Source organism: Shimwellia pseudoproteus (assembly GCF_016415625.1).
Lineage (GTDB): Bacteria > Pseudomonadota > Gammaproteobacteria > Enterobacterales > Enterobacteriaceae > Shimwellia > Shimwellia pseudoproteus.
In genome coordinates this window covers 1-18985 of the sequence record NZ_WBXP01000045.1, presented here as the reverse complement: position 1 = coordinate 18985, position 18985 = coordinate 1, and the positions used below count along the sequence as shown (strand labels likewise).

Below are 18985 nucleotides of genomic sequence, written 5' to 3'. Positions count from 1 at the left end.
GATTATCCTTTGCGGTTAGACCAGAAGTCGGCGTTTTGTTTGTTCAGGGAAGCGATGCTGGTCATGCCCATATTTGGACGTTGTGCATCGCCCGTGGTGCTGCGGGTGTTTCGCCCTTTGGCAATCTCTGACACGGCGTTAAACGCCATATCTACCGATTGCTTGGGCAATTTGCGGATATCCGCATCACCGACAACCTGGCGAACCAGTGTTTTGTCAGCGGCGGACAGCACATCACGTTTGAACGCGGTCGGTTTCACCTTACGGCTCAGATCGATACCCGGAACGATAACTTCGGCACGATAAGCAGCGTCACCGGTAATCGTGGTTTCCTCTTCGTCGTCCTCACCGTCGCCGGTAGGGTCTTTGTTATCTTTGCCGTCAGGCTTATCGTCGTTATCGCCCGTCGCAGTTCCTTCGAGCTTAGCCAGCAGGGCTTTGAGCAAGGTTTTGATATCGTCCTCGCCGTCGCCGGTTGGCTCTCCGCCCATTTCCGGCTTTTTGTCCGGCAATGGTTGCTGCGGTGAAAGGTTAATGTTGAGGTTAACGCCGCTCGGCAGATCCCCTTCGTCACCCGTTACCGCCGCTGGCGCAGAGTCCAGCAGTTCGTTCATGGTGTCAGCGTCACCCGTTTTGATGGCCGTGCGCATGCGGGTCCACCAGCTTTTCTTTTGATTTGCCATTGTGTCTCTGTCTCCAATTGCACAACGATTTCCGGCTCTGCCTTTAGGGACAAGAGCCACATGGTTTCCGGTAATATCGACCTGCTCGGCTTTACCTGGCTCGGTCTGCTCGTACTCCGCGTCATAGCCGCACGACACTTCGCGCAGACCATCTTCGATAAGCTGAATGGCGCTTTCGTCTTTGACGATAAGGTCAGCCAGCATCAAATCAGACTGATCACCAGTCCCGCGCCGAACGTTCTGAAGATGCCCGACCGCAAGCTCTTTCCAGTTCTCGGGGTTGACAAGCCGCACATTCCCGTTTTCATCTTCAGGATGCAGGATCGTGATGCTCATCCCTTCGAATGAGGCGAGCGTGGCCGGATGGAATACCTGCTCAGGAGAGCGCGTTACGACTATCTCACCGAGCTTGTCGGGTTTGAGGTTTGGCAGATCGGCAGCGCCGTAGAGCTGTTTACCAGTTCGACCTATCGGCACGTCTTTGCACAGCAGCGAGCCGTCAGCCAGCTGATAACGGGTTTCCCCCAGCCGGGTATTGAAAAAATATTTCATGGTTTACCTGCGATTCAGGCGAGATAAGAATGAGGGTTGGGGAAGACGATTTCTTTGTAACAGCGGCAGTTCGGGAGCTCGCCAGCGTGACCGGTCATGCCGTCAAGCGTTGGAGGTCGGCCCCATTCGACAAACTTCCCTTCCATCTCTCGATGAGAATGCCGGACGTCGCCATCTTCGGCTGTACGCCAGATATAACCATTCGAGCCGATTGACAGCGCACGCGCCTGATCCAGCGCGCCGGTTGCGCGCCCAAGCTCAGTCCGGGCGATAAGGTTCGCTCGTGAGCGTGACACGTCACCGGAAGCAGCTATCTCTTTCGCGAATGGCTCAGCGCGGCCACCAGTTACTACAGCCTCGATGGCCTTGTTCTGAATGTCATACACCCGATCGGCGGCCTCAAGAGGCAGAGATTTGATGTACTTAATTTGCTCGGCGACGATGGATTTCATCACCTGGCCTACCGGGGCGCGGTCGACCATGTTGCGTAGTTCTGCGCTGATGTTCCGGCTGTGCTGACGCCACTGCTTTTCATTCTGGCGTGCAATGTCGGCGGTAAAGTTCTCAGCAACCTTCGTCGCCCAGGGGGTGATGATTTCGCTGTAGCGCTCCAGCGCATCCATTATTTCGGTGACGCTATCGTTTGAACCATCGTAGCGACCATTTACGATATCCCCGACCGCCCGCGCTATCTGCCGTAGGCTCGTTCGATATCGGATCTCCGCCTGGCGACTCTGGCGGTTTGTCGCCAAGTTCGCCGATGTCTGGCGGCGCTTCGTCTTCGGCATTCTCTATGTCCTCGTCGGTAATGGATGCCCCGATGCCGGTGACGTCAGAGTTTTCGCGCAGGTCGGTCATCGCCGCCTTACGCGTCATCAATCCGTCGCCCAGCGCGGTACTGATCGCGTTGGTGGTGTTTACGGCCACCGTTGATCGGTCAACGTCTGACATTTGCCATAGCGGGTTAAACTCAAACGTGAAATCGTCCGGCAGCGGCTTTCCGAGTTCCGAGCGGTGCATAATGTCCAGTATCCGGCGCATCGGCAGCCGTAAGCGGCGCTCCTGCAATGAGCTCACCCGGTCGTAATAGTTGGCGAGGTCTGCATCACCAGTAGAGAAGCCTTTCGGGGATTGACCGAACAGTCGCACCAGCGGGATACCAACGGCACCGCTGATCTGCTCAGCGAACTGCGAAAGAATGTCATCCAGACCGCTGAAGCTGTACTGGTGGGTTTCGAACTTATCCCGCGAGTCCATGAGCGCCATGCCTTCATTGCTCTGGAACTGGCGGATCAGGTCGATGTTCTTCAGCAGCGCCTCGAACGCCGGGCCGCCAAGCGCGATAAGCTCGCGCAGCTTCTCCACGCTGTAGGTACGCAGATGTGCTTTGTAGACCAGCTGCGCCGCGCCGACAGTGGCGCTGTCGAACGCAGTAAGCCGATCCCAGATACGCTCTACAACCGACATTCCCCATTCGTTTTCGGTCATCTTCTGCTGGAATGGCAGCGTCACCCCGTCGAAGCGAATCAGGCGGCTGTGATGGATGCGCCAGGCCGGGATGCCCGTTGCAGTGGTCACCACGTCGTAAAACTCAGGCTTGCCGAGATCCGGCCCCATATCTTTAATGCGGCGGGTCAGCACCGGGTTAATCATCCAGCGGTCGAGCGGGAGAATGCCCTTAAACTTGCCCTCGCCAATGGTTTCGAGTCGCAGCGGGGTCATTGGTGCCTGCCCCTCAATCATGATGAAACCCACCGCGCCGCCGTAGAGACGCGACCATTTCAGCACGTCGTTCAGCGCATCCCAGATTTGCAACTCATCCAGTTGTGATTCGAGAATGCCGCGATCTTTTGCATCAATTTCCGAAGTGATGCGAATGCCTTTGCGGGTCATATCGTCCGGGATAGCGTCGACCGCTTCACCGATAACCCACGAACCGCGATATGACCATTCCACCAGCATGCGGTTGCGGCTGGTGAAGTTCGCCCGGTAGGTCGATGCTGAATGCTGGTTAGGCGTCTGCATCCCAACGCGGGCGACGAAGTTCTCGTAGCCGTCAGCGGTGGCCTGTGCCGTTCGCTGAGAGGATTGCTTGTTTCGTGCCATCAGGCCTGTCTCCCTAGCAGCTCCCAGATGTTCAGGGCTGAATTCATTGGCGCGTAGCTGATCATCACCGAGTCGGCGAGGTTCGGCGACTTGGTGCCATCAGGCTGTTTATCAACAACGATTTTCCCCACGCCATTAATGGAGTAGGTCGGCTGCGACAGCTCAATGATGAGTTTGTCTTTGCTCGCCATGGCGCTGCTGATTGAGATGATTTCGTCCGGGTTGTAGGCCATGCCCTCAACCACGGCGCGATAGGTGTTCTGGAAAAGCTTGCGTAGCCACCACCAGCTCTGGGCCTTGGCGTTGGCGAAGAAGTCCTTGTTCAGGCGTGCGGCCTGTCCGTTGTCCCCGCGCACCGCTTCATCGTCCGGATCAAATACCGCGCCGCTACCACGAAACGGTGTGGCGAGTATTGACGGTCGGCGCGCTGCGTAACGCAGTTCGTTGATGGCGCGCGCATCGCCGCGAACGCCAGCACCCAGGCCGTCCTCGTCGAAGCGAAACTCTTCGAGGTTGTCCTGTTCGCAAAAGCCGAAGACCTTCTCAACAGACTGGTAAATGTCGCTGCCAACGCCGGACCATTCACGCACGTTCTCCAGAAGGAAGCCGTGACGGGTCGAAAAGGCATTTTTGTCCCGGCCTTCGTCGGCGACGTCCATCGCGCCCAGTCGCTTGCCCGTTGGCTGAATACCAAGTTTGATATGCGCGTCGACGGCAGCCTGTACCCAGTCGGACGGGATCAGGACGCCTTCCGCAGATGCGCTGTAGTTCAGGTCAAGTTCCTGCGCTACCACCACCGGATTGTCGATTTTCTCGCACTCCCTGCGATACCACTCTTCATCCTTGCGCGGGTCATTTCGCCAGTGGAATGTGAATACCGGTATCTTCCCGCCGTGACGCTTCTGCGCGAACGGGTTCGCCATGCCGTTAACCGAGCTCAGGTCGATACGGCAGCGGGTGGTTTGCGACAGCGCCGCATCAATCAACAGAGGACGCTGGAGGAATGCAGCTTCATCCACCAGGTAGAGCGTGGTACGGTCACCACGTCCGATATTGTCGCCAGCCTCGCCTTTGATAACCGCGCCAGTATCTGGAAACTCAACGCGCATATACGGCGCATGCTTCTTCTCGTCCCACGAACCACGAAACTCGATGGGCAGTGTTTCCACGAACTTTCGCGCCTTCCAGAACAGCGCCTTCGGGTCACCGGTGCTGTCGACGTATTCCTCTTTACGGGAGCCGAAACCGATAACCATTTCTTTGTTGAAGAGACAAAGCGAGCAGGCCAGTCCGATCGCGGTCCAACTGAGCCCCATTTCACGGGATTTTTCGGTAATACCATTCTCCCGATTGCCCCAGCGTTCCATAATCCAGTGGATCCACTCCTCCTGCTTAGGGAAGAGTAAAAACGGAATGGTCACCGGCAGGCCATAATCGATGTTACGCGGGTCAGTAGTCATGCCCCAGTCGATGATGAACTGAGCCGGATTGGTTCGGTAAAACTGTTTTAGTGCAGGCAATATTTCAGGATTCTGGCGAATGCGTTGTAGGCGTTCCATCCGCCATTCAAAAACCATCTGGTAATCAGGATGTTTAAAATCGAAGGGAAATGGTAACGGCATACTTAGCCCATCATTTTTTTATACGCTTCTGCAGCCTGCTCCGGCGTTAAGTTGGTAATTTCTGTTCTGACTGGTCCTCCGTCAGCGCCAGTCACTTCATTTTTGACATTGTCTTTAAACGCCTGAACAGAAACATGACGCCCGAGCAACTCAAGGTTTTTAACCTTATCAGGCCATTTGATTTTCTTCAGGAGAGCAGCACTATCTGCTGATGCCATCTCGACGACATCCATTCCTGATAGCGTTGTACGCCACACCTTAGGCCAGTCTTTAATCGGCTTCAGTTCGCCATTGGCAAGCAGAATGTCAAGCACGTCCATCTGATCGATTTCAGTCAGCCGTCGCAATACATAGGCAGCGTCTATACCTACCTCTTCATTGCGTTCGGCCTTTAGCTCAGCAATGCGATCTGCTATGTCAGGTTTTGACAGGTTCTCGCTACCAGTGGCGCGAGCAGTTTTCTCGCTGTAACCCGCCCTGATAGCTGCCTGTGTGGCGTTTAAATCTTTCAGGTACTCACGGGCAAACAGCTCTTGTTTGTCTGTGAGCTTTGCCATTATTGGCTCCGTTTATCCGTTAAAAGGGATATCAGTTAAGTTATCCCGTGCAGGGTATAAGCCATTGTCGAGACCACTCATTGAATGGCCTCTGCAATAACCGATGTCTTTCCATCAGCCCGCCACCACAAAGAATCTTTTTTGCCATAAGGCTGGGGGTTCATCTTTCAGTGGCTGCCAGTGTTATTTCCCCACTTTCTGGCTTGGGTTGTTTCGCTGTACTGCCGTAATGCAAAAAAAACTGGCTTGGGCGCCGCGCTCAGTAAAAACCACAGATTCGTGGTTTTTCTCCAGCTCGGCTAAGAACTCTTTGGTCTGCTCATCGATATAATAAGCCGACGCAAAATTGCGTTGGCTAAACTCACGCGAGCAATCATCCTTAACCTGCTCGATTTTTCTGAGAACATCACCGTTGGGCTTTGGAATGGTCACTTTGGCAGTCCGGGGATCGATATTTGCGCCTGCTGCTCAAGCCTTTCGATTCTTGCTATGAGTTGCGGTTTTTTGATCCTGCCCCAGCGGTTCAGCAAGCGTCCTGACATACTGGCAACATCCTTTTCCTTCATGAACTCCAGCATTAACTCGTTGTGCTCTCTTTGGTATGAGTGAGCCATCTCCATCAGCCTGTCACGCATCCAATTAAATGCTTTGATAAACGCCTCTTTGATGGCGGCAGCTTTTTTGCCGGTAAACGACATGATGATGTACATCGCACCGTCTTTGGAAATTTCATATTCAACATACTGATTACCCTTGTGTTCATAGGTAACCCGCGAAAAGTTGCTGGTTAGAAATTCATCCGAACAGTCTAGCTTTTCGATTTTCTGAATGATGTGGTGATGCTGCTTGTCGAAGTAAGCTGCTACCTTGCGGGAGGTTGTGATCACGCGATCACCAGAAACAACCACCATGTCCCGGAAATCGAGATTAGCCAATTGATGATTCATAGCGTCTTTACCTTTTAGAAAGTGAGCCTGTCTCACAGAAAAGCCGCCCCGAGATGGTCGCCACCATATACGGCAGTTCTCAGGCTCAACTTTCTGAAAGGCTCTCGTTAATATGCGCGTGAGATGCGCTGTGAAATTCAGATGTAAAAAAAGCCCCGCATCGCGAGGCTCATTAAATTGACTTTGTGATTTGCAAAAAAATTATTTCAGGCATTGCGTCCTGATGTACTCCTGCAGGTAGTTAACCTGCGCGGTTATCCTGTCGATTCCACTTCGTAGACGGTAATAATTGAGTTCAGCATCTGCTGTAAGTCTTGGGCTTTCTCCATCGCCCATGCCGCTGGCTCCGGTCGTTGACTTTGCACAGGTGGCGGCGACTTGCAGGCGCTTACGACCAGCAGAAACATCAGCACGGAGACTTTCGATAGTCGCGTTAGCATCAGCAAGCTCCTTTGTGTATCTGGCGTTGAGTTCTGCTACATCACGTTGACGCTTCTGCATGTCAGCGATGATGTACGTGGCTTTATCGCGCTGCTCTTTGTAGGCGATGGCGTTATCACGGTAGTGATTAACAGCCCATGACAGGCAAACGATGATGCAGATAACCAGAGCGGAGATAATCGCGGTTACTCTGCTCATACCTCAATCTCTCTGACCGTTCCGCCAGCTTCTTTGAATTTTGCAATCAGACTGTCAGCCTTATGCTCGAACTGACCATAACCAGCGCCCGGCAACGAAGCCCAGATATTGCTACAACGGTCGATAGCCTGACGAATATCACCGCGGTCAATCATCGGTAAAGCGCCACGCTCTTTAATCTGTTGCAGTGCCACAGCGTCCTGGCTTTTCGGAGAGAAGTCTTTCAGGCCAAGCTGCTTACGATAGGCATCCCACCAACTGGAAAGAAGCTGATAGCGCCCGGCTGCTGTTGATTTGAGTTTTGGGTTTAGCGTGACAAGTTTGCGAGGGTGATCTGAGTAATCAGTGAATAACTCTCCCCCTACAATGACGTCATAACCATGATTTCTGGTTTTCTGACGTCCGTTATCAGTTCCCTCTGACCACGCCAGCATATCGAGGAACGCCTTACGTTGATTATTGATTTCCACCATCTTCTACTCCGGCTTTTTTAGCAGCGAAGCGTTTGATAAGCGAACCTATCGAGTCAGTACCGATGTAGCCGATGAACACGCTCGTTATATAAGCGAGATTGCTACTTAGTCCGGCGAAGTCGAGAAGGTCACGAATGAACCAGGCGATAATGGCGCACATCGTTGCGTCGATTACTGTTTTTGTAAACGCACCGCCATTATATCTGCCGCGAAGGTACGCCATTGCAAACGCAAGGATTGCCCCGATGCCTGGTTCCTTTGCCGCGAGAATGGCGGCTAACAGGTCCTGTTTTTCAGGCATCTTCATGTCTTACCCCCAATAAGGGGATTTGCTCTATTTAATTAGGAATAAGGTCGATTGCTGATAGAACAAATCCAGGCTACTGTGTTTAGTAATCAGATTTGTTCGTGACCGATATGCACGGGCAAAACGGCATGAGGTTGCGCTAACAACCTCCTGCCACCCGCTTTCGCGAAGATCATGTGTAGAAGGCCGCAGCGTAACTATCACTGATGAATTCAGGATAGCCAGTGGCTACGGCTCAGTTATGGTGCTGGTTAACGGACTTGAACCGCTACCCATTCGCTTACAAGGCGACTGCTCTACCATTGGAGCTAAACCAGCATGTTTGGCGGGACAGCGTGGGCTCGAACCACGATAAGAAGGTTAACAGCCTTCCGTAATGACCTTTATACGACTGACCCAAATAAAAAAAGCCACCGTTGCAACTTAAGAGTCACTAACGGCAGCTTATGCGAATAGTGTTGCTCATTTGCTCAATGATGTCAACACGTTCTATGCTATATGTTTAATTTTCTCTACACGTTTCCGGTTTTTAAACGCACTATCCAGAACCGGGTAAATCATAAACAACGAAGCATTGAGGATTTCGTCAACTTCCCGGCGACAGGTTGCGAGCGATGGTTTTTGAATACGCCCGCCGCCCCGGCATAACATCTTGCGAGGTCTTGCGACACGATGATAGTAAGATGCAATTGCTCGCTTAGATGAACCATGAGCGTAGTAGCTGAGGAGGATGCCAAAGGCTTTCTTGTCAATGTACATGACGGAATCGACGACCTGAGAAATCAACATTCCATCATCATCATTACACATTGGCCTTGTCATAACTCTTCCCGGCTCTACGCTCTCCATGAACTTCGCTATTACGCTGCTCATGCGCTTTTCAAGACGACCTGAATAAACCCATGCCCCCCACAGTTCAAGCCAGCCATTCAGCCACTCATGCTGTTCTTTGGTGAGGTTTAGTTCTCTTATGCTCATCGTCTTCCCTTTTTGCCTGGCGTGACCATCAGGACGCCGTTAACTATTACGTGACGCTCGCCTTTTCTGTCTCGGTTGTACTTGAGCACTGTTCCTCTTGCGCAGGAAAGCATCCTCGCCACTTCGGTCTGATTGCCTCGTGTCTGGATAAGAAGCTCTGGTATCGTTTGAATTGTGGCGTTCATACGTTCTCCAGTTCGGTGATTTTTATTCCAAGCCTTCCGCCTGGTACTTTCACACCACGAATTACGCGAATGTCATCGAATTGCTCGTCGTCTTCCGCAAATCCGGCGTGGATAAGGGCGTCGAGTAAACCTTTCAGGATGTTGTCGAGGTCGCGGCGGCGGGAATCTGGAACGTCTGCGATGACTTTGATGCGGAGTCTTGATTTGGTGAAAATGTCTAACTTGAGTTGGCGGATGATTTGCTGAACGTCTTTTCGGTATTTCTGGCCTTTATCGCTGATGTAGTATTGGCTTCCCCGTCTTCGCCAGTAGGTGTTCACCGACGGCGGGTAAGGAAGCACAAACTGATATTCGTTCATGGCTTAATCTTCCCCTCCTTCAGCAGTATCGCCTGCGTCCTGATCACGCCTTCCAGGTGGTAAAGTCTGGCGTCTTTGTTGTCGAGGTTATGGGTGCGTCGGTCGATTTCATCGTGACACGCGCTACAAGCCCATGCGCCGATCAGGTCGTCAGGCTTCATTCCCGTTCCGCAAATTCCAGCCATCCGGTAATGTGCCAGAACTGTAGTTTCAGGATTGCCATTGCATACGCCGTAAATACGTACCTGGCATTCTCTGCCGCGCGCTTCTTTGCGTAGGTTAGCCATTAAGCAGCCTCCCCTGTTACTTTCAGCATTCCGTTATCGAGCAGCTTTCTGGTCAGCCACTGTTGACCACGCCCGGTGATTTTTGTGGTGAACGATATCTGTATCCCGTGATTTGTGTTGACCGCTGTTTCTTTCACTGTGAAATAGCCGCGATCCATATATTCCTGCATTGGCACATTGCGCCGGGAACCTGAAGCAATAAGGATTTTGTGATCGCGCATCCACGCAAACAGTTTGTTTGGACCAATTCCAACAACCTTTGCAAAGTTTCCAATCAAAATTCCGCTGGCCTCGCCAACGCGATCGGCAAACTCAACTTTAGGTGCGGCAATTGCAAGCTGGTTTTCCAGTTGCATTTTCTGCTCAGCAAGGTCAGCAGCAAGGCGCAACGCTTCTGGTAGCGTTTTTGGGATATTAACCGCAGTTTCTTCAAGCTCTCGCCAACGGTCAACAAGACGAGCGGTGAACTCTGGCGACAACTGGGCAACAACGACAATACTGTCTCGCTTTCCTTGTTCGCCTTCGAAGACGTAGAAATAACGCTTCCCGGTAATAACACCTAAATCATTGATTATGTTAGTGTGCTGCAATGCAGGAGGCTTGATAACGCCACGTTTCACCAATCTATCTATGGATACTTTTACATTGCTATGGCGGCTTTCTACCAACTCAGCGATTTCAATGCTTGTCATTTTGATGGCATTGCCATTTATTAACTCATTCATCGTCTTCTTCCTCGTACATTGAGCTATTCGGATCGCTCATCAGTTCTGCGCAGCAATCGGAGCACACGTGAACTTCCAGCACATGCAGCTTCTGACCGCAGTTAGCGCACGTTAAAGCCCGCTCAACGCTTTCTTGTTCGTAACTTCGATTTGGGTCAATCACCTTGTTTTCCTCGCACGTTCTCTAAGCCACCGGATATCCCACAGGTGAGCCGTGTAGTTGAAGGTTTTTACGTCAGATTATTTTGGGATTTGCTTGCGTTTATTTCTGGAGCGTTTAGTTGGAAGGTATTTGCAGTTTTCGCAGATTATGTCGGTGATACTTCGTCGCTGTCGTCTCATTCGTACCTCCTGTCGGTAAATCTGACACCCTGACCAATAGCCCAGGCTGTTGTGTACTCGATCAGACTTGCCATGCGCTTCACGCTCATCTGCGCGCTGCTTTCGCGAATATTGACGTATTCGCCTTCAAGCCCGGGCAAAACATCAGCTTCCAGGTTTGTTGCCACTGCATGACCGCTGATCAACAAAACCTTCCATTGTTCCGGTTTTAACCATTTGCCGCACCATTGAACCTGACGAGCGATATCCGCCAGCATCGCGTGAAATTTCGCGTTCTGGTCAAGGTTGCGCTTGTAGTCAGTAATGCGGATGGTGACTGGCTTGTCTTTATCGAGTGGTGTTGCGAGGATGGCATTTATTGCGGCTTGCTGTTGTTGCTTAGTTCGGAGGAAGATTGTTTGCTTCATCGTTACTCCTTCACTTTGACTCCAGCAGAGCGGATGTTTTCCTCATAAGCATCCATTGCATCACCGAAGCCATTGGAATAATCAACAGTAAACCCTTTGGTTAATGCTTCTCTGCTGTCGATAAACTTTGGCGCGGTTATTTCAATAGCTGATCGCGATGCCTGCCACGTTTGCCAGTGGCCTTGAACATCGTCAATCACGTATTGACCACCAATATTACCGCTGCCAATTTCATGGTGATTTTCAGGGTAACGGATAAGGTCTGAAGATTCGCCTCCACGTCGCAACCAACTTTCTTCAAACTGCTTTCTTGATTCGTCCATATTCCTCTCCATCACCACTCATTTTTAAGTAAGCGCCACACAGCCTTTCCGCGCGGGAATATCCTGTCGATATTCTTCTGCATGTTATTTGCCATCACCTTTCGATAGTCATTGCGATAGGGCTTGTTGCGGATAACTTTTGCCATCTTGTAATGACGTCTTAATCGTTCTTTTGTCCACCCGTCGTAAAGAACACCAATCGTTGTCATCATTTCTCTCCATTAGTGTGCTGGGGTGTTAGGCCTGTACGATTTCACATTTTCTTATGCGGAGACCGTTCTCATCATCTTGTAAATCAATAGCTCGCTGAGCATCCTCTTTAGTGCGGAATACCGCCTTAACTTCACCGTATTTTTCATGCGCTACTGAAACAAGCCCATCTTCATCGTCGATGATTGCGTAAAACATATATTCGCTGTTACTCATGCTCTCACCTCACTCTGTTTCTGATGCAAATAAAAAGGCCTGCGATTACCAGCAGGCCTGCTATCAGCTCAGTGATGTAGATGGTCATTTAATACTCCGTCACGTTTTCCTGTCGCCACGCCTCGTCATATTCCGATTTCGGCATATTGGCGATGTAGCTATATGGCGATCCTGATTCAAGTTGCAGGAACTGGTGCGATTGCTCGTCAAGGAACAACGGGACACCACCTTCCCAACCTTCGCCGTTACGTTGTTTTTCAAGCATCAAAACAGATGCCGGAGATGCCAGTAGCTGTTCGTCCTTCTCTGACATCTTTTCACCACTCTGAACTCTCTGTAACGCTCTCTCGCGAGCCTTGTTACGCCAGATGATGAAAAGGTTGTCTGTCAGGTCTGTTATCGCTCCAGAGCCTTTTACGTCCATTTTCCCGGTTGGTTTTTCTTCGCTGTCTCCTTTTCGCGAGTGAGTAACGAGAATGACGTGGGAGTTTGTTTTGTTTTTGAAGTCGCAAATCGAGTCAACAAACGCCTTCTGCCCGTTATAGTCATCGTCACCTATGCCGCATTTCATCAGGCTGTCGATGATGAATAACTGGATGCCGTATCGGCGGCGAGCGTAGTCGAATATTTCGATCAGCCTGTCGGCTTTCGCCGTTCCGGTCAGGCCAAACACCCAAAGTCTTTCGTCATAAAATTTAAATGCAGAGTCAATTTCCAGCACTGGCGGCATCTTGCAGCACGTCGCCTGACGGGTAAGGCGCTTAAGGAGAATACCAGGCTTCAGCTCAAGTGACGCGATGCACGTCTTCACACCCTGACGCATTGCCTCAAGTGCCATATGCCCGACAACCTCCGTTTTTCCGTGACCGTTCACACCATTGACCAGCGTCAACTCGGCCTCACGGAACTGGAATTTATCTGCCAGAGATTCCCACGGTGGATTAAACAGATACTGCTGCTTGCCGTAGAAAGCGTTGATAGTGTCCTGGTAAAACTCTCGCGCGCTGTAGAGTTCTTCAGGATCGAAGTAGGATGCCGTGCCGATGTACTGCCAGATTTCATCCTCGGTAACACCGTTCATCAGGCATTCGTTGATGTCTTTGTACGGCAGAGTAACAAGACGGCAACGATGTTCACCGAGTCGGCTTGCGATTTCCCTTGCGGCTTCACGACCAACATCATCAACGTCCATCGAGATGAATATTTCCTCAAACCTGTCGAGGTTGTGATACTCAAACTCAATCCACTGCTGCTTAGCGCCTTTCCCGCCACCAAACGGTACGGATAACGCCGAGATGCCGTATTGCGCATAGCTCATACAATCAATTCCGCCTTCGCAAAGTACAACCGCCCTCACACCAGCGTCCAGAGCCTGCCATCCGAACAGACAAGGTTCACAATCACCTTCTGCCATAATGACTTTCTTCCCGTCCGGGCGCTCAGTGCTGATTCGCTTGACCTGCAACAATTCACCATCGCGTTTGTACGGAAGCACCAGTGCATCAAGTTCTCGTTCTCCATTCCACACCTTGCCGCTGACAGCCTCGTAGCGCTTTACGACTTCTGGCGATATGCCACGCGATTGCAGGTACTCAAGATGGGATTCTGTTCTGGTAACGTAGCGGGCTATTTTCTTGCGATCAGGTCTGGAGAATTTCTTCTCACGTTTGGCATCGAAATGGTGATCGTCATCCTTGATACCGAGAAATGCTTTCGCTTCCTGCATAGCCTGATGCAGGTTAATTCCACGACATGCCATCCACAAATCAAGCATGTCACCGCCGTCTCCCTCAGCGAAATCAGCCCATTTTTTCTTGCCGCTAAGGTTGACCTTAAGGCTGTTTCCCTTGTCACCGTTGACGTTACCGGCAACCCACTCACGCCCCTCTTTCTTGCCATTTGGCAACAGGTGCGGAGCCACCCTGTCAACCTGCGCCCAAAGCAGGTCGCTAAGTTCACTTGGCGTCATGATTGCCTCAGATTGAGATTTTTAAACCAGAAATCGACAAACGAAATACTTAACCAGCCGTGGTTATAACCAGCGACCAGTAGCGATTTGATTTTTGATTTCATGGTTCACCTGTCGAAAAACACGTAGCCAGTTTTCGATACGGTGATTGCGGATGATGGTTTGGATTGTGTTTGAATAGTTTCTGGCTTCTCGTCGTTCCAGCGTTGACCGTTCAGGTAGCTCGATGGTAACAACCTGTCGAATCCGAACTGCTTACCATTCCTGCATGCGATGTCTTCTGCCAGCATCGTGGCAAACTCGCTTGCCGTACCCCTGGTAGTTTTACGCCATTCCCTGAACTGTGTTCTGAATGCCGAAGCTGCGTTTTTCTTCCCGGCTTTCCGCATGCCTGCACACCAGAATATTTCCTCGAATGCCTTGTCGGTTTCTTCGTGACGGTCAGATGATTTTTCACACTCCGTCCGAACACTTTCGGACATAGTGTTTTTATTATTTCTTTTTTCTTTTGTAATAGTTTCTTTTGTGTGTCCCTGTTTTGGTGACAGCGCTGTCACCGTTTTGGTGACACTTTTTGTCACCAATGCAGTGACATTATCACCAGAGTAGTGACACCCTTCTATTTGCCATTCCTCGATGTTCTTGTTAGGCCCGATTTGCTGGCCTTCGCGAAGGATAACCTTCATCGCGATAAGCTCATTCTTGGCCTTGTTTACCTTCTGTCTTGGCAGCCTGGTAATTTGAGCTAACTGACTATCAGAGATGCGATCCATCTTTTTACCGTAGCCGTATGTTTTACGGCATATGGCGTGGGCAACCTTGCTCTGATTTTTCGTTAAATCTGCGCCAATAAGCTCTTCATACAGGGCATTTGCAAGACGGGTATAACCATCTTCAACTTCTGCCACACGACGCTCCACAGGCCGTTGTGAAGGCCTTAAATGTGTTACGGTTGCAAGATTACTCATGACCTTTCTCCTTCTGCATCAGCTTCACTTTTTCCAACTCAGCCCGGAATCGACCAGGCTGCTTGAAGCTGGACAGGAAGCGATCACGTAGTATGTGTTTGTGAATTTTGTCCTGGTAAGGACTGAGTTGTTTTGTCATAATTACTCCTGTGGATTGATCCAGTAATTACCTCAGAATTGCATATCAATTTGCTTAAAATCCTCGGTGGCGGCCGGGGATTTTTTCTTTGTGATTTCATCAAGCGCATACTTAAAAGCCCTACTAATCGGACTGATGTCTGATGCCATTCCAAAAGCACACAAGACCGAAGCAATAAATCTCCAGTCCGTTCTGCTTATCTTCGATTCATGACAGCCAATCATCTTTGCCAAACCGCGCTGGGTAAGCGTTGACAGGTTGATGAGTAAATCAGTTTCAGCGCGATCAATTTCTCGCTGTGTTGGCTTGCTGTAGCTTGCTTGTGCCATTTGTTAATTTTCCTATATTGATATTGAGTTATAGCGGCACACCCAATGGATTTGCCGCTGATGTTTGCTCACCCGGTTAGAGGTGAAAGGCCAGAACTGTTAAAGAGCAATTTGCTTATGCCGCTTGGCGGTAAGCACTTTCTTGATACTTCAGGGCGCCAGCTGTAACGATTTCCAATCGATAGGCGTCTTTCTCTGGGATAACTTCTTTCCACTGAGAGACTGCTGCATCGCTAATGCCTAGTGCTTTAGCAACAGCACGCTGGGTTCCGAAGTGGTCAATAACATCTTTTTTGTACATAGACTCGCTCCGAAATTAAAGAACACTTAAATTATCCACCAAAGGAATCTTAAGTCAAGTTTATTTAAGATGTCTTAACTATGAATACACAACTGATGGGTGAGCGTATTCGCGCTCGCAGAAAAGAACTCAAGATTAGGCAGGCTGCCCTTGGCAAGATGGTTGGCGTGTCTAATGTTGCTATTTCCCAATGGGAGCGATCTGAAACTGAGCCCAATGGCGAAAACCTATTGGCCTTAGCCAAGGCTTTGCAGTGCTCCCCTGATTACCTGTTGAAAGGAGAGGATAGTCTTTCAAACATTGCCTATCACAGCAGGCATGATCCAAGAGGTTCGTATCCTCTAATTAGTTGGGTAAGCGCAGGATGTTGGATGGAAGCTGTAGAGCCATATCATAGGCGTGCAATAGATAACTGGTACGACACAACGGTAGATTGTTCTGAAGACTCTTTTTGGCTCGACGTTAAAGGCGATTCAATGACTGCCCCGGCAGGACTGAGTATTCCTGAGGGGATGATTATTCTCGTCGACCCAGAAGTCGAACCACGTAATGGAAAGCTGGTAGTCGCCAAACTTGAAGGGGAAAACGAGGCGACATTCAAAAAGTTAGTTATTGATGCCGGTAGAAAATTCCTGAAACCACTCAATCCACAATACCCAATGATTGAAATCAATGGGAACTGTAAAATCATTGGCGTTGTCGTTGATGCCAAGCTAGCAAACCTTCCTTAAGGGGCTTTCGCCCCTTTTTTATTTCCCTTTAAAAATCAAAGACAAACTAAATTCACGCCCATAAAATTAAGTTTTCTTCAAAAATGCACTTGACCAATAAATTAAGAAGTCTTAAATTTAAGCCATCAGCAGGACGCTGGAAGCCAAACGGAACAGATTGGCAGGCTCTTTAACATCGACGGACTCTCAACCTAACCGTTGAGACCAGAACTTGAGTGGTTTTGGGGATGGCGCGAATTGCAGCTGCAAGACAGCGATCGAGAGGATAAGCACCTCGACGCGTCATGCGCCAAAGCCACTTAAAGGAGACCATCATGGTAACCATTGTCTGGAAAGAATCCAAAGGTACGGCAAAAAGCCGCTACAAAGCTCGCAGAGCAGAACTTATTGCCGAGCGACGCAGTAATGAAGCACTGGCGCGAAAAATTGCGCTAAAGCTCTCTGGTTGCGTCAAAGCAGACAAAGCAGCATCACTAGGAATCCTTTGCTGCAAGAAGAAAGAAGAAGTCGTTCGAAAAAATAGAAGTATTTATTACAAAGATTCAAACCCATTAGGAAACAAAATACATGCAGTCCAAAAAATAAAATTGTACAGTAAACTACCGTACGGTGCTTATTGAGTATGCTTATGGTGAAAAAGACTATTTATGTTAATCCTGACCGCGGACAAAACAGAAAAGTATCTGATAGAGGTCTTACATCTCGAGACAGGAGGAGAATAGCGAGATGGGAAAAGAGGATAGCATATGCATTAAAAAACGGTGTAACACCTGGATTTAATGCTATAGATGACGGTCCTGAATATAAGATTAATGAAGACCCAATGGATAAAGTTGACAAAGCATTAGCAACACCATTTCCTCGCGATGTCGAAAAAATTGAAGATGAAAAATATGAGGATGTAATGCACAGAGTTGTTAATCACGCTCACCAACGAAATCCAAATAAAAAATGGTCATAGCCCACTTCGGTGGGTTTTTTATTGTCTGAACAAACCTAATTTACTACCGCAAGCCACGCTGTGAAATGGGTGTGACTTGTGTTGGTCGCCAGAAAATGAAATTAGGCAGCAAACCACTTATTTGAGAGGAATTAATATGTCATCAATCCGTTTAACTACGAGAATGAAAGAGGAAATCGCTCGTAACGCTTTAATTAAGTCTGGGGTTTTCACTGAACTTGAAGAAGTAACAAAGTTAAAGAACCAGCTTGCACTTGACGCCAGAGTTATTGCGTTTGGCGGTAAAAAGAAAACTGAGGAAGTTGATCAGTTATCATCCAAGTTGGTAGCTATAAGTGAAGAACTTGAAAAGATGGGATGTTCATTTTACTCATACGATGTTCGTTCTACTTCAATTTATCTGACTGTATCTGGCAGAAGGGTTGGATGGCATTCATATGGGAAAGACGGCAACGGCGAAGATATATTGCTTCCTACTCCGACAAAAGATAAATGCATGTTTGACGCAGAGCACGAAATAACAAAAAGGTTTGATGAAATCTGCGCATTACAACAAAAACTTGAAGCCAAGAAAAAGGATATCGAATCAAATGTATGGGCTGCTTTAAACTCAGTCACAACAGTTAAGCGACTCATTGAAGTTTGGCCTGAAAGCAAAGAATTGCTACCAAAAGAAGCAGATAAAGCAAGTACAGCACTTCCTGCTTTACGGGTAGAGGATTTGAATAAGATGATTGGACTTCCTTCCGAGGCCGCATAGTCGGCCTTTATTTTTGGCATAAACAACAGAATAAACACAGCACTGTGTATTCATTCCAACGAGTGAATACACGGAGCAATGTCGCTCGTAACTAAACAGGAGCCGACTTGTTCTGATTATTGGAAATCTTCTTTGCCCTCTAATGTGAGGGCTTTTTTATATGCATACCAATAACGCTTCACTCGAGGCGTTTTCGTTATGCAATCAAACAGAAGGAGCATCCTATGCAACAGTTCGCTATTGCAGGGGCGGCATCGGTTCGCCCTTTCAACCCGATTTTATCAGTACAGCATTCACGAAAAAACATTTTAACCGGAGCAGACTTTAAACAACCAAGAATGAAGAGTTTGCTCGAAAAGCTTTGGGATATTTTGAAACAACAAGGCCGTCCATGAGTTTTACAGATAAATGGTCAGACGAAGAATTCATTCGTCAGATGAAAGAATTAATCGGTAACGAAGGAGATATTCATGTCACTTGCAACCACAGTGAAGGAGAGCAAGTTACAGAGACGCATGTACACGCAGAAAGCTCTCTGGTATCGCCATAATGGCGACCGCGAAGGAATGCGGGTATACCTTAATTTGTCCCGAGTCGAAGTATTAAATCAGCGTTATTTCCTTGGGCCGTGTCCATTCTGAGAACAATCATATGAGCAAAGAATTTTACGCAAGACTGGCAGCTATTCAGGAGAATCTGAACGCGCCAAAGAATCAGTACAACTCATTCGGTAAATATAAATACAGAAGCTGCGAAGATATTCTTGAAGGCGTTAAGCCGTTACTGAATGGTCTGTTTTTATCAATCAGCGGGCTTTGTTGAATAAATCAGATTTCGGGTAAGTCTCCCCCGTAGCGGGTTGTGTTTTCAGGCAATACGCACACTTTCAGGCATACCTGCTTTCGTCAT

The 18985-nt window shown here is 49.2% G+C and carries 29 protein-coding genes, 2 tRNA genes and 3 pseudogenes; 6 read left to right on the top strand and 28 right to left on the bottom strand.

Features of this window, described 5'->3' with window-relative positions; all coding sequences use genetic code 11:
* Positions 1 to 2 precede the first annotated feature (2 nt).
* From F9C28_RS16275 to F9C28_RS16140, 28 genes and pseudogenes are all read right to left on the bottom strand, one after another.
* Positions 3 to 1235, bottom strand: a complete 1233-nt coding sequence (locus F9C28_RS16275; protein ID WP_199016364.1) for a DUF2213 domain-containing protein — start codon at positions 1233 to 1235, stop codon at positions 3 to 5.
* A gap of 14 nt (positions 1236 to 1249) precedes the next feature.
* The gene (locus F9C28_RS16270; protein WP_001435593.1) at positions 1250 to 1858 is read right to left on the bottom strand and encodes a phage head morphogenesis protein; all 609 of its coding nucleotides are present in this window, start codon (positions 1856 to 1858) and stop codon (positions 1250 to 1252) included.
* A 13-nt stretch (positions 1859 to 1871) separates the two neighbouring features.
* Positions 1872 to 3341 carry a DUF1073 domain-containing protein gene (locus F9C28_RS16265; protein WP_199016363.1) on the bottom strand — a complete coding sequence of 490 codons (1470 nt, stop codon included), beginning with the start codon at positions 3339 to 3341 and terminating at the stop codon, positions 1872 to 1874.
* On the bottom strand, positions 3341 to 4963 hold the full coding sequence (locus F9C28_RS16260) for a TerL protein (RefSeq protein WP_199016362.1): 1623 nt from the start codon (positions 4961 to 4963) through the stop codon (positions 3341 to 3343). The genes F9C28_RS16265 and F9C28_RS16260 overlap by 1 nt, the downstream gene beginning before the upstream one ends.
* A gap of 2 nt (positions 4964 to 4965) precedes the next feature.
* Positions 4966 to 5520, bottom strand: coding sequence for a terminase small subunit (locus tag F9C28_RS16255; RefSeq protein WP_016239874.1), 555 nt, complete (start codon positions 5518 to 5520; stop codon positions 4966 to 4968).
* Positions 5521 to 5829: 309 nt separating this feature from the next.
* Positions 5830 to 5913, bottom strand: a pseudogene (locus tag F9C28_RS20500) (Rha family transcriptional regulator); the annotation flags it as partial.
* Between the two features lie 35 nt (positions 5914 to 5948).
* Complete coding sequence (locus tag F9C28_RS16245; protein ID WP_001016386.1) at positions 5949 to 6467, bottom strand: Rha family transcriptional regulator; 519 nt, start codon at positions 6465 to 6467, stop codon at positions 5949 to 5951.
* 201 nt (positions 6468 to 6668) lie between these two features.
* Positions 6669 to 7106: a lysis protein gene (locus F9C28_RS16240; protein ID WP_199016361.1), complete on the bottom strand. Its 438-nt coding sequence runs from the start codon at positions 7104 to 7106 to the stop codon at positions 6669 to 6671.
* Positions 7103 to 7579: a glycoside hydrolase family 24 protein gene (locus F9C28_RS16235; RefSeq protein WP_024237637.1), complete on the bottom strand. Its 477-nt coding sequence runs from the start codon at positions 7577 to 7579 to the stop codon at positions 7103 to 7105. The genes F9C28_RS16240 and F9C28_RS16235 overlap by 4 nt, the downstream gene beginning before the upstream one ends.
* The gene (locus F9C28_RS16230; protein WP_199016360.1) at positions 7563 to 7886 is read right to left on the bottom strand and encodes a phage holin, lambda family; all 324 of its coding nucleotides are present in this window, start codon (positions 7884 to 7886) and stop codon (positions 7563 to 7565) included. Before F9C28_RS16230 ends, F9C28_RS16235 begins: the two co-directional genes overlap by 17 nt.
* 242 nt (positions 7887 to 8128) lie before the next feature.
* Positions 8129 to 8204: transfer RNA gene (locus F9C28_RS16225), tRNA-Thr, on the bottom strand.
* A 5-nt stretch (positions 8205 to 8209) separates the two neighbouring features.
* Positions 8210 to 8284, bottom strand: a tRNA-Asn gene (locus F9C28_RS16220).
* 91 nt (positions 8285 to 8375) lie between these two features.
* Positions 8376 to 8864 (bottom strand): antiterminator Q family protein, encoded by a 489-nt coding sequence (locus F9C28_RS16215; RefSeq protein ID WP_199016359.1) that lies wholly within the window; start codon positions 8862 to 8864, stop codon positions 8376 to 8378.
* Positions 8861 to 9049, bottom strand: a complete 189-nt coding sequence (locus F9C28_RS16210; RefSeq protein ID WP_097504083.1) for a protein ninH — start codon at positions 9047 to 9049, stop codon at positions 8861 to 8863. Before F9C28_RS16210 ends, F9C28_RS16215 begins: the two co-directional genes overlap by 4 nt.
* The gene (locus F9C28_RS16205; protein ID WP_199016358.1) at positions 9046 to 9408 is read right to left on the bottom strand and encodes a RusA family crossover junction endodeoxyribonuclease; all 363 of its coding nucleotides are present in this window, start codon (positions 9406 to 9408) and stop codon (positions 9046 to 9048) included. The genes F9C28_RS16210 and F9C28_RS16205 overlap by 4 nt, the downstream gene beginning before the upstream one ends.
* A complete protein-coding gene (locus tag F9C28_RS16200) occupies positions 9405 to 9695 on the bottom strand; it encodes a DUF1364 domain-containing protein (protein ID WP_000002243.1) in 291 nt (96 codons plus the stop codon). The genes F9C28_RS16205 and F9C28_RS16200 overlap by 4 nt, the downstream gene beginning before the upstream one ends.
* Positions 9695 to 10420, bottom strand: a complete 726-nt coding sequence (locus tag F9C28_RS16195; protein WP_121863337.1) for a phage antirepressor KilAC domain-containing protein — start codon at positions 10418 to 10420, stop codon at positions 9695 to 9697. The genes F9C28_RS16200 and F9C28_RS16195 overlap by 1 nt, the downstream gene beginning before the upstream one ends.
* A complete protein-coding gene (locus tag F9C28_RS16190; protein ID WP_000566871.1) occupies positions 10413 to 10583 on the bottom strand; it encodes a protein NinF in 171 nt (56 codons plus the stop codon). The genes F9C28_RS16195 and F9C28_RS16190 overlap by 8 nt, the downstream gene beginning before the upstream one ends.
* Positions 10580 to 10762, bottom strand: a pseudogene (locus F9C28_RS16185) (NinE family protein). The gene F9C28_RS16190 and the pseudogene F9C28_RS16185 overlap by 4 nt, the downstream one beginning before the upstream one ends.
* Positions 10759 to 11169: a recombination protein NinB gene (locus F9C28_RS16180; protein ID WP_112917451.1), complete on the bottom strand. Its 411-nt coding sequence runs from the start codon at positions 11167 to 11169 to the stop codon at positions 10759 to 10761. The pseudogene F9C28_RS16185 and the gene F9C28_RS16180 overlap by 4 nt, the downstream one beginning before the upstream one ends.
* A 2-nt stretch (positions 11170 to 11171) precedes the next feature.
* Entirely contained in the window at positions 11172 to 11492 is a 321-nt protein-coding gene (locus F9C28_RS16175) for a hypothetical protein (RefSeq protein WP_053920570.1), read from the bottom strand.
* 11 nt (positions 11493 to 11503) lie between these two features.
* Positions 11504 to 11704 carry a hypothetical protein gene (locus tag F9C28_RS16170; protein WP_130951072.1) on the bottom strand — a complete coding sequence of 67 codons (201 nt, stop codon included), beginning with the start codon at positions 11702 to 11704 and terminating at the stop codon, positions 11504 to 11506.
* Positions 11705 to 11729: 25 nt separating this feature from the next.
* Positions 11730 to 11918, bottom strand: a complete 189-nt coding sequence (locus F9C28_RS16165) for a hypothetical protein (RefSeq protein ID WP_053920571.1) — start codon at positions 11916 to 11918, stop codon at positions 11730 to 11732.
* 88 nt (positions 11919 to 12006) lie between these two features.
* On the bottom strand, positions 12007 to 13887 hold the full coding sequence (locus F9C28_RS16160; protein ID WP_199016357.1) for a toprim domain-containing protein: 1881 nt from the start codon (positions 13885 to 13887) through the stop codon (positions 12007 to 12009).
* A gap of 107 nt (positions 13888 to 13994) precedes the next feature.
* Positions 13995 to 14855 (bottom strand): replication protein, encoded by an 861-nt coding sequence (locus F9C28_RS16155; protein WP_199016356.1) that lies wholly within the window; start codon positions 14853 to 14855, stop codon positions 13995 to 13997.
* On the bottom strand, positions 14848 to 14994 hold the full coding sequence (locus tag F9C28_RS16150) for a DUF2740 family protein (RefSeq protein ID WP_000166207.1): 147 nt from the start codon (positions 14992 to 14994) through the stop codon (positions 14848 to 14850). Before F9C28_RS16150 ends, F9C28_RS16155 begins: the two co-directional genes overlap by 8 nt.
* 32 nt (positions 14995 to 15026) lie before the next feature.
* Positions 15027 to 15323 carry a CII family transcriptional regulator gene (locus F9C28_RS16145; RefSeq protein ID WP_000035948.1) on the bottom strand — a complete coding sequence of 99 codons (297 nt, stop codon included), beginning with the start codon at positions 15321 to 15323 and terminating at the stop codon, positions 15027 to 15029.
* 115 nt (positions 15324 to 15438) lie between these two features.
* The gene (locus F9C28_RS16140) at positions 15439 to 15624 is read right to left on the bottom strand and encodes a Cro/CI family transcriptional regulator (RefSeq protein ID WP_000276885.1); all 186 of its coding nucleotides are present in this window, start codon (positions 15622 to 15624) and stop codon (positions 15439 to 15441) included.
* A gap of 80 nt (positions 15625 to 15704) precedes the next feature.
* On the opposite strand from F9C28_RS16140, the gene F9C28_RS16135 reads away from it, so the two are divergent.
* The 6 genes and pseudogenes from F9C28_RS16135 to F9C28_RS16110 all read left to right on the top strand — a co-directional run.
* Entirely contained in the window at positions 15705 to 16355 is a 651-nt protein-coding gene (locus tag F9C28_RS16135) for a LexA family protein (protein WP_001095982.1), read from the top strand.
* 314 nt (positions 16356 to 16669) lie between these two features.
* The gene (locus tag F9C28_RS16130; protein WP_021562855.1) at positions 16670 to 16975 is read left to right on the top strand and encodes a hypothetical protein; all 306 of its coding nucleotides are present in this window, start codon (positions 16670 to 16672) and stop codon (positions 16973 to 16975) included.
* Between the two features lie 2 nt (positions 16976 to 16977).
* Positions 16978 to 17316, top strand: a complete 339-nt coding sequence (locus F9C28_RS16125) for a hypothetical protein (protein WP_000930321.1) — start codon at positions 16978 to 16980, stop codon at positions 17314 to 17316.
* A 136-nt stretch (positions 17317 to 17452) separates the two neighbouring features.
* The gene (locus tag F9C28_RS16120) at positions 17453 to 18076 is read left to right on the top strand and encodes an Nmad5 family putative nucleotide modification protein (RefSeq protein WP_137530609.1); all 624 of its coding nucleotides are present in this window, start codon (positions 17453 to 17455) and stop codon (positions 18074 to 18076) included.
* A 224-nt stretch (positions 18077 to 18300) separates the two neighbouring features.
* Positions 18301 to 18471 (top strand): hypothetical protein, encoded by a 171-nt coding sequence (locus F9C28_RS16115; RefSeq protein ID WP_001183771.1) that lies wholly within the window; start codon positions 18301 to 18303, stop codon positions 18469 to 18471.
* Between the two features lie 256 nt (positions 18472 to 18727).
* Positions 18728 to 18886 (top strand): annotated as a pseudogene (locus F9C28_RS16110) (ERF family protein); the annotation flags it as partial.
* Positions 18887 to 18985 lie beyond the last annotated feature (99 nt).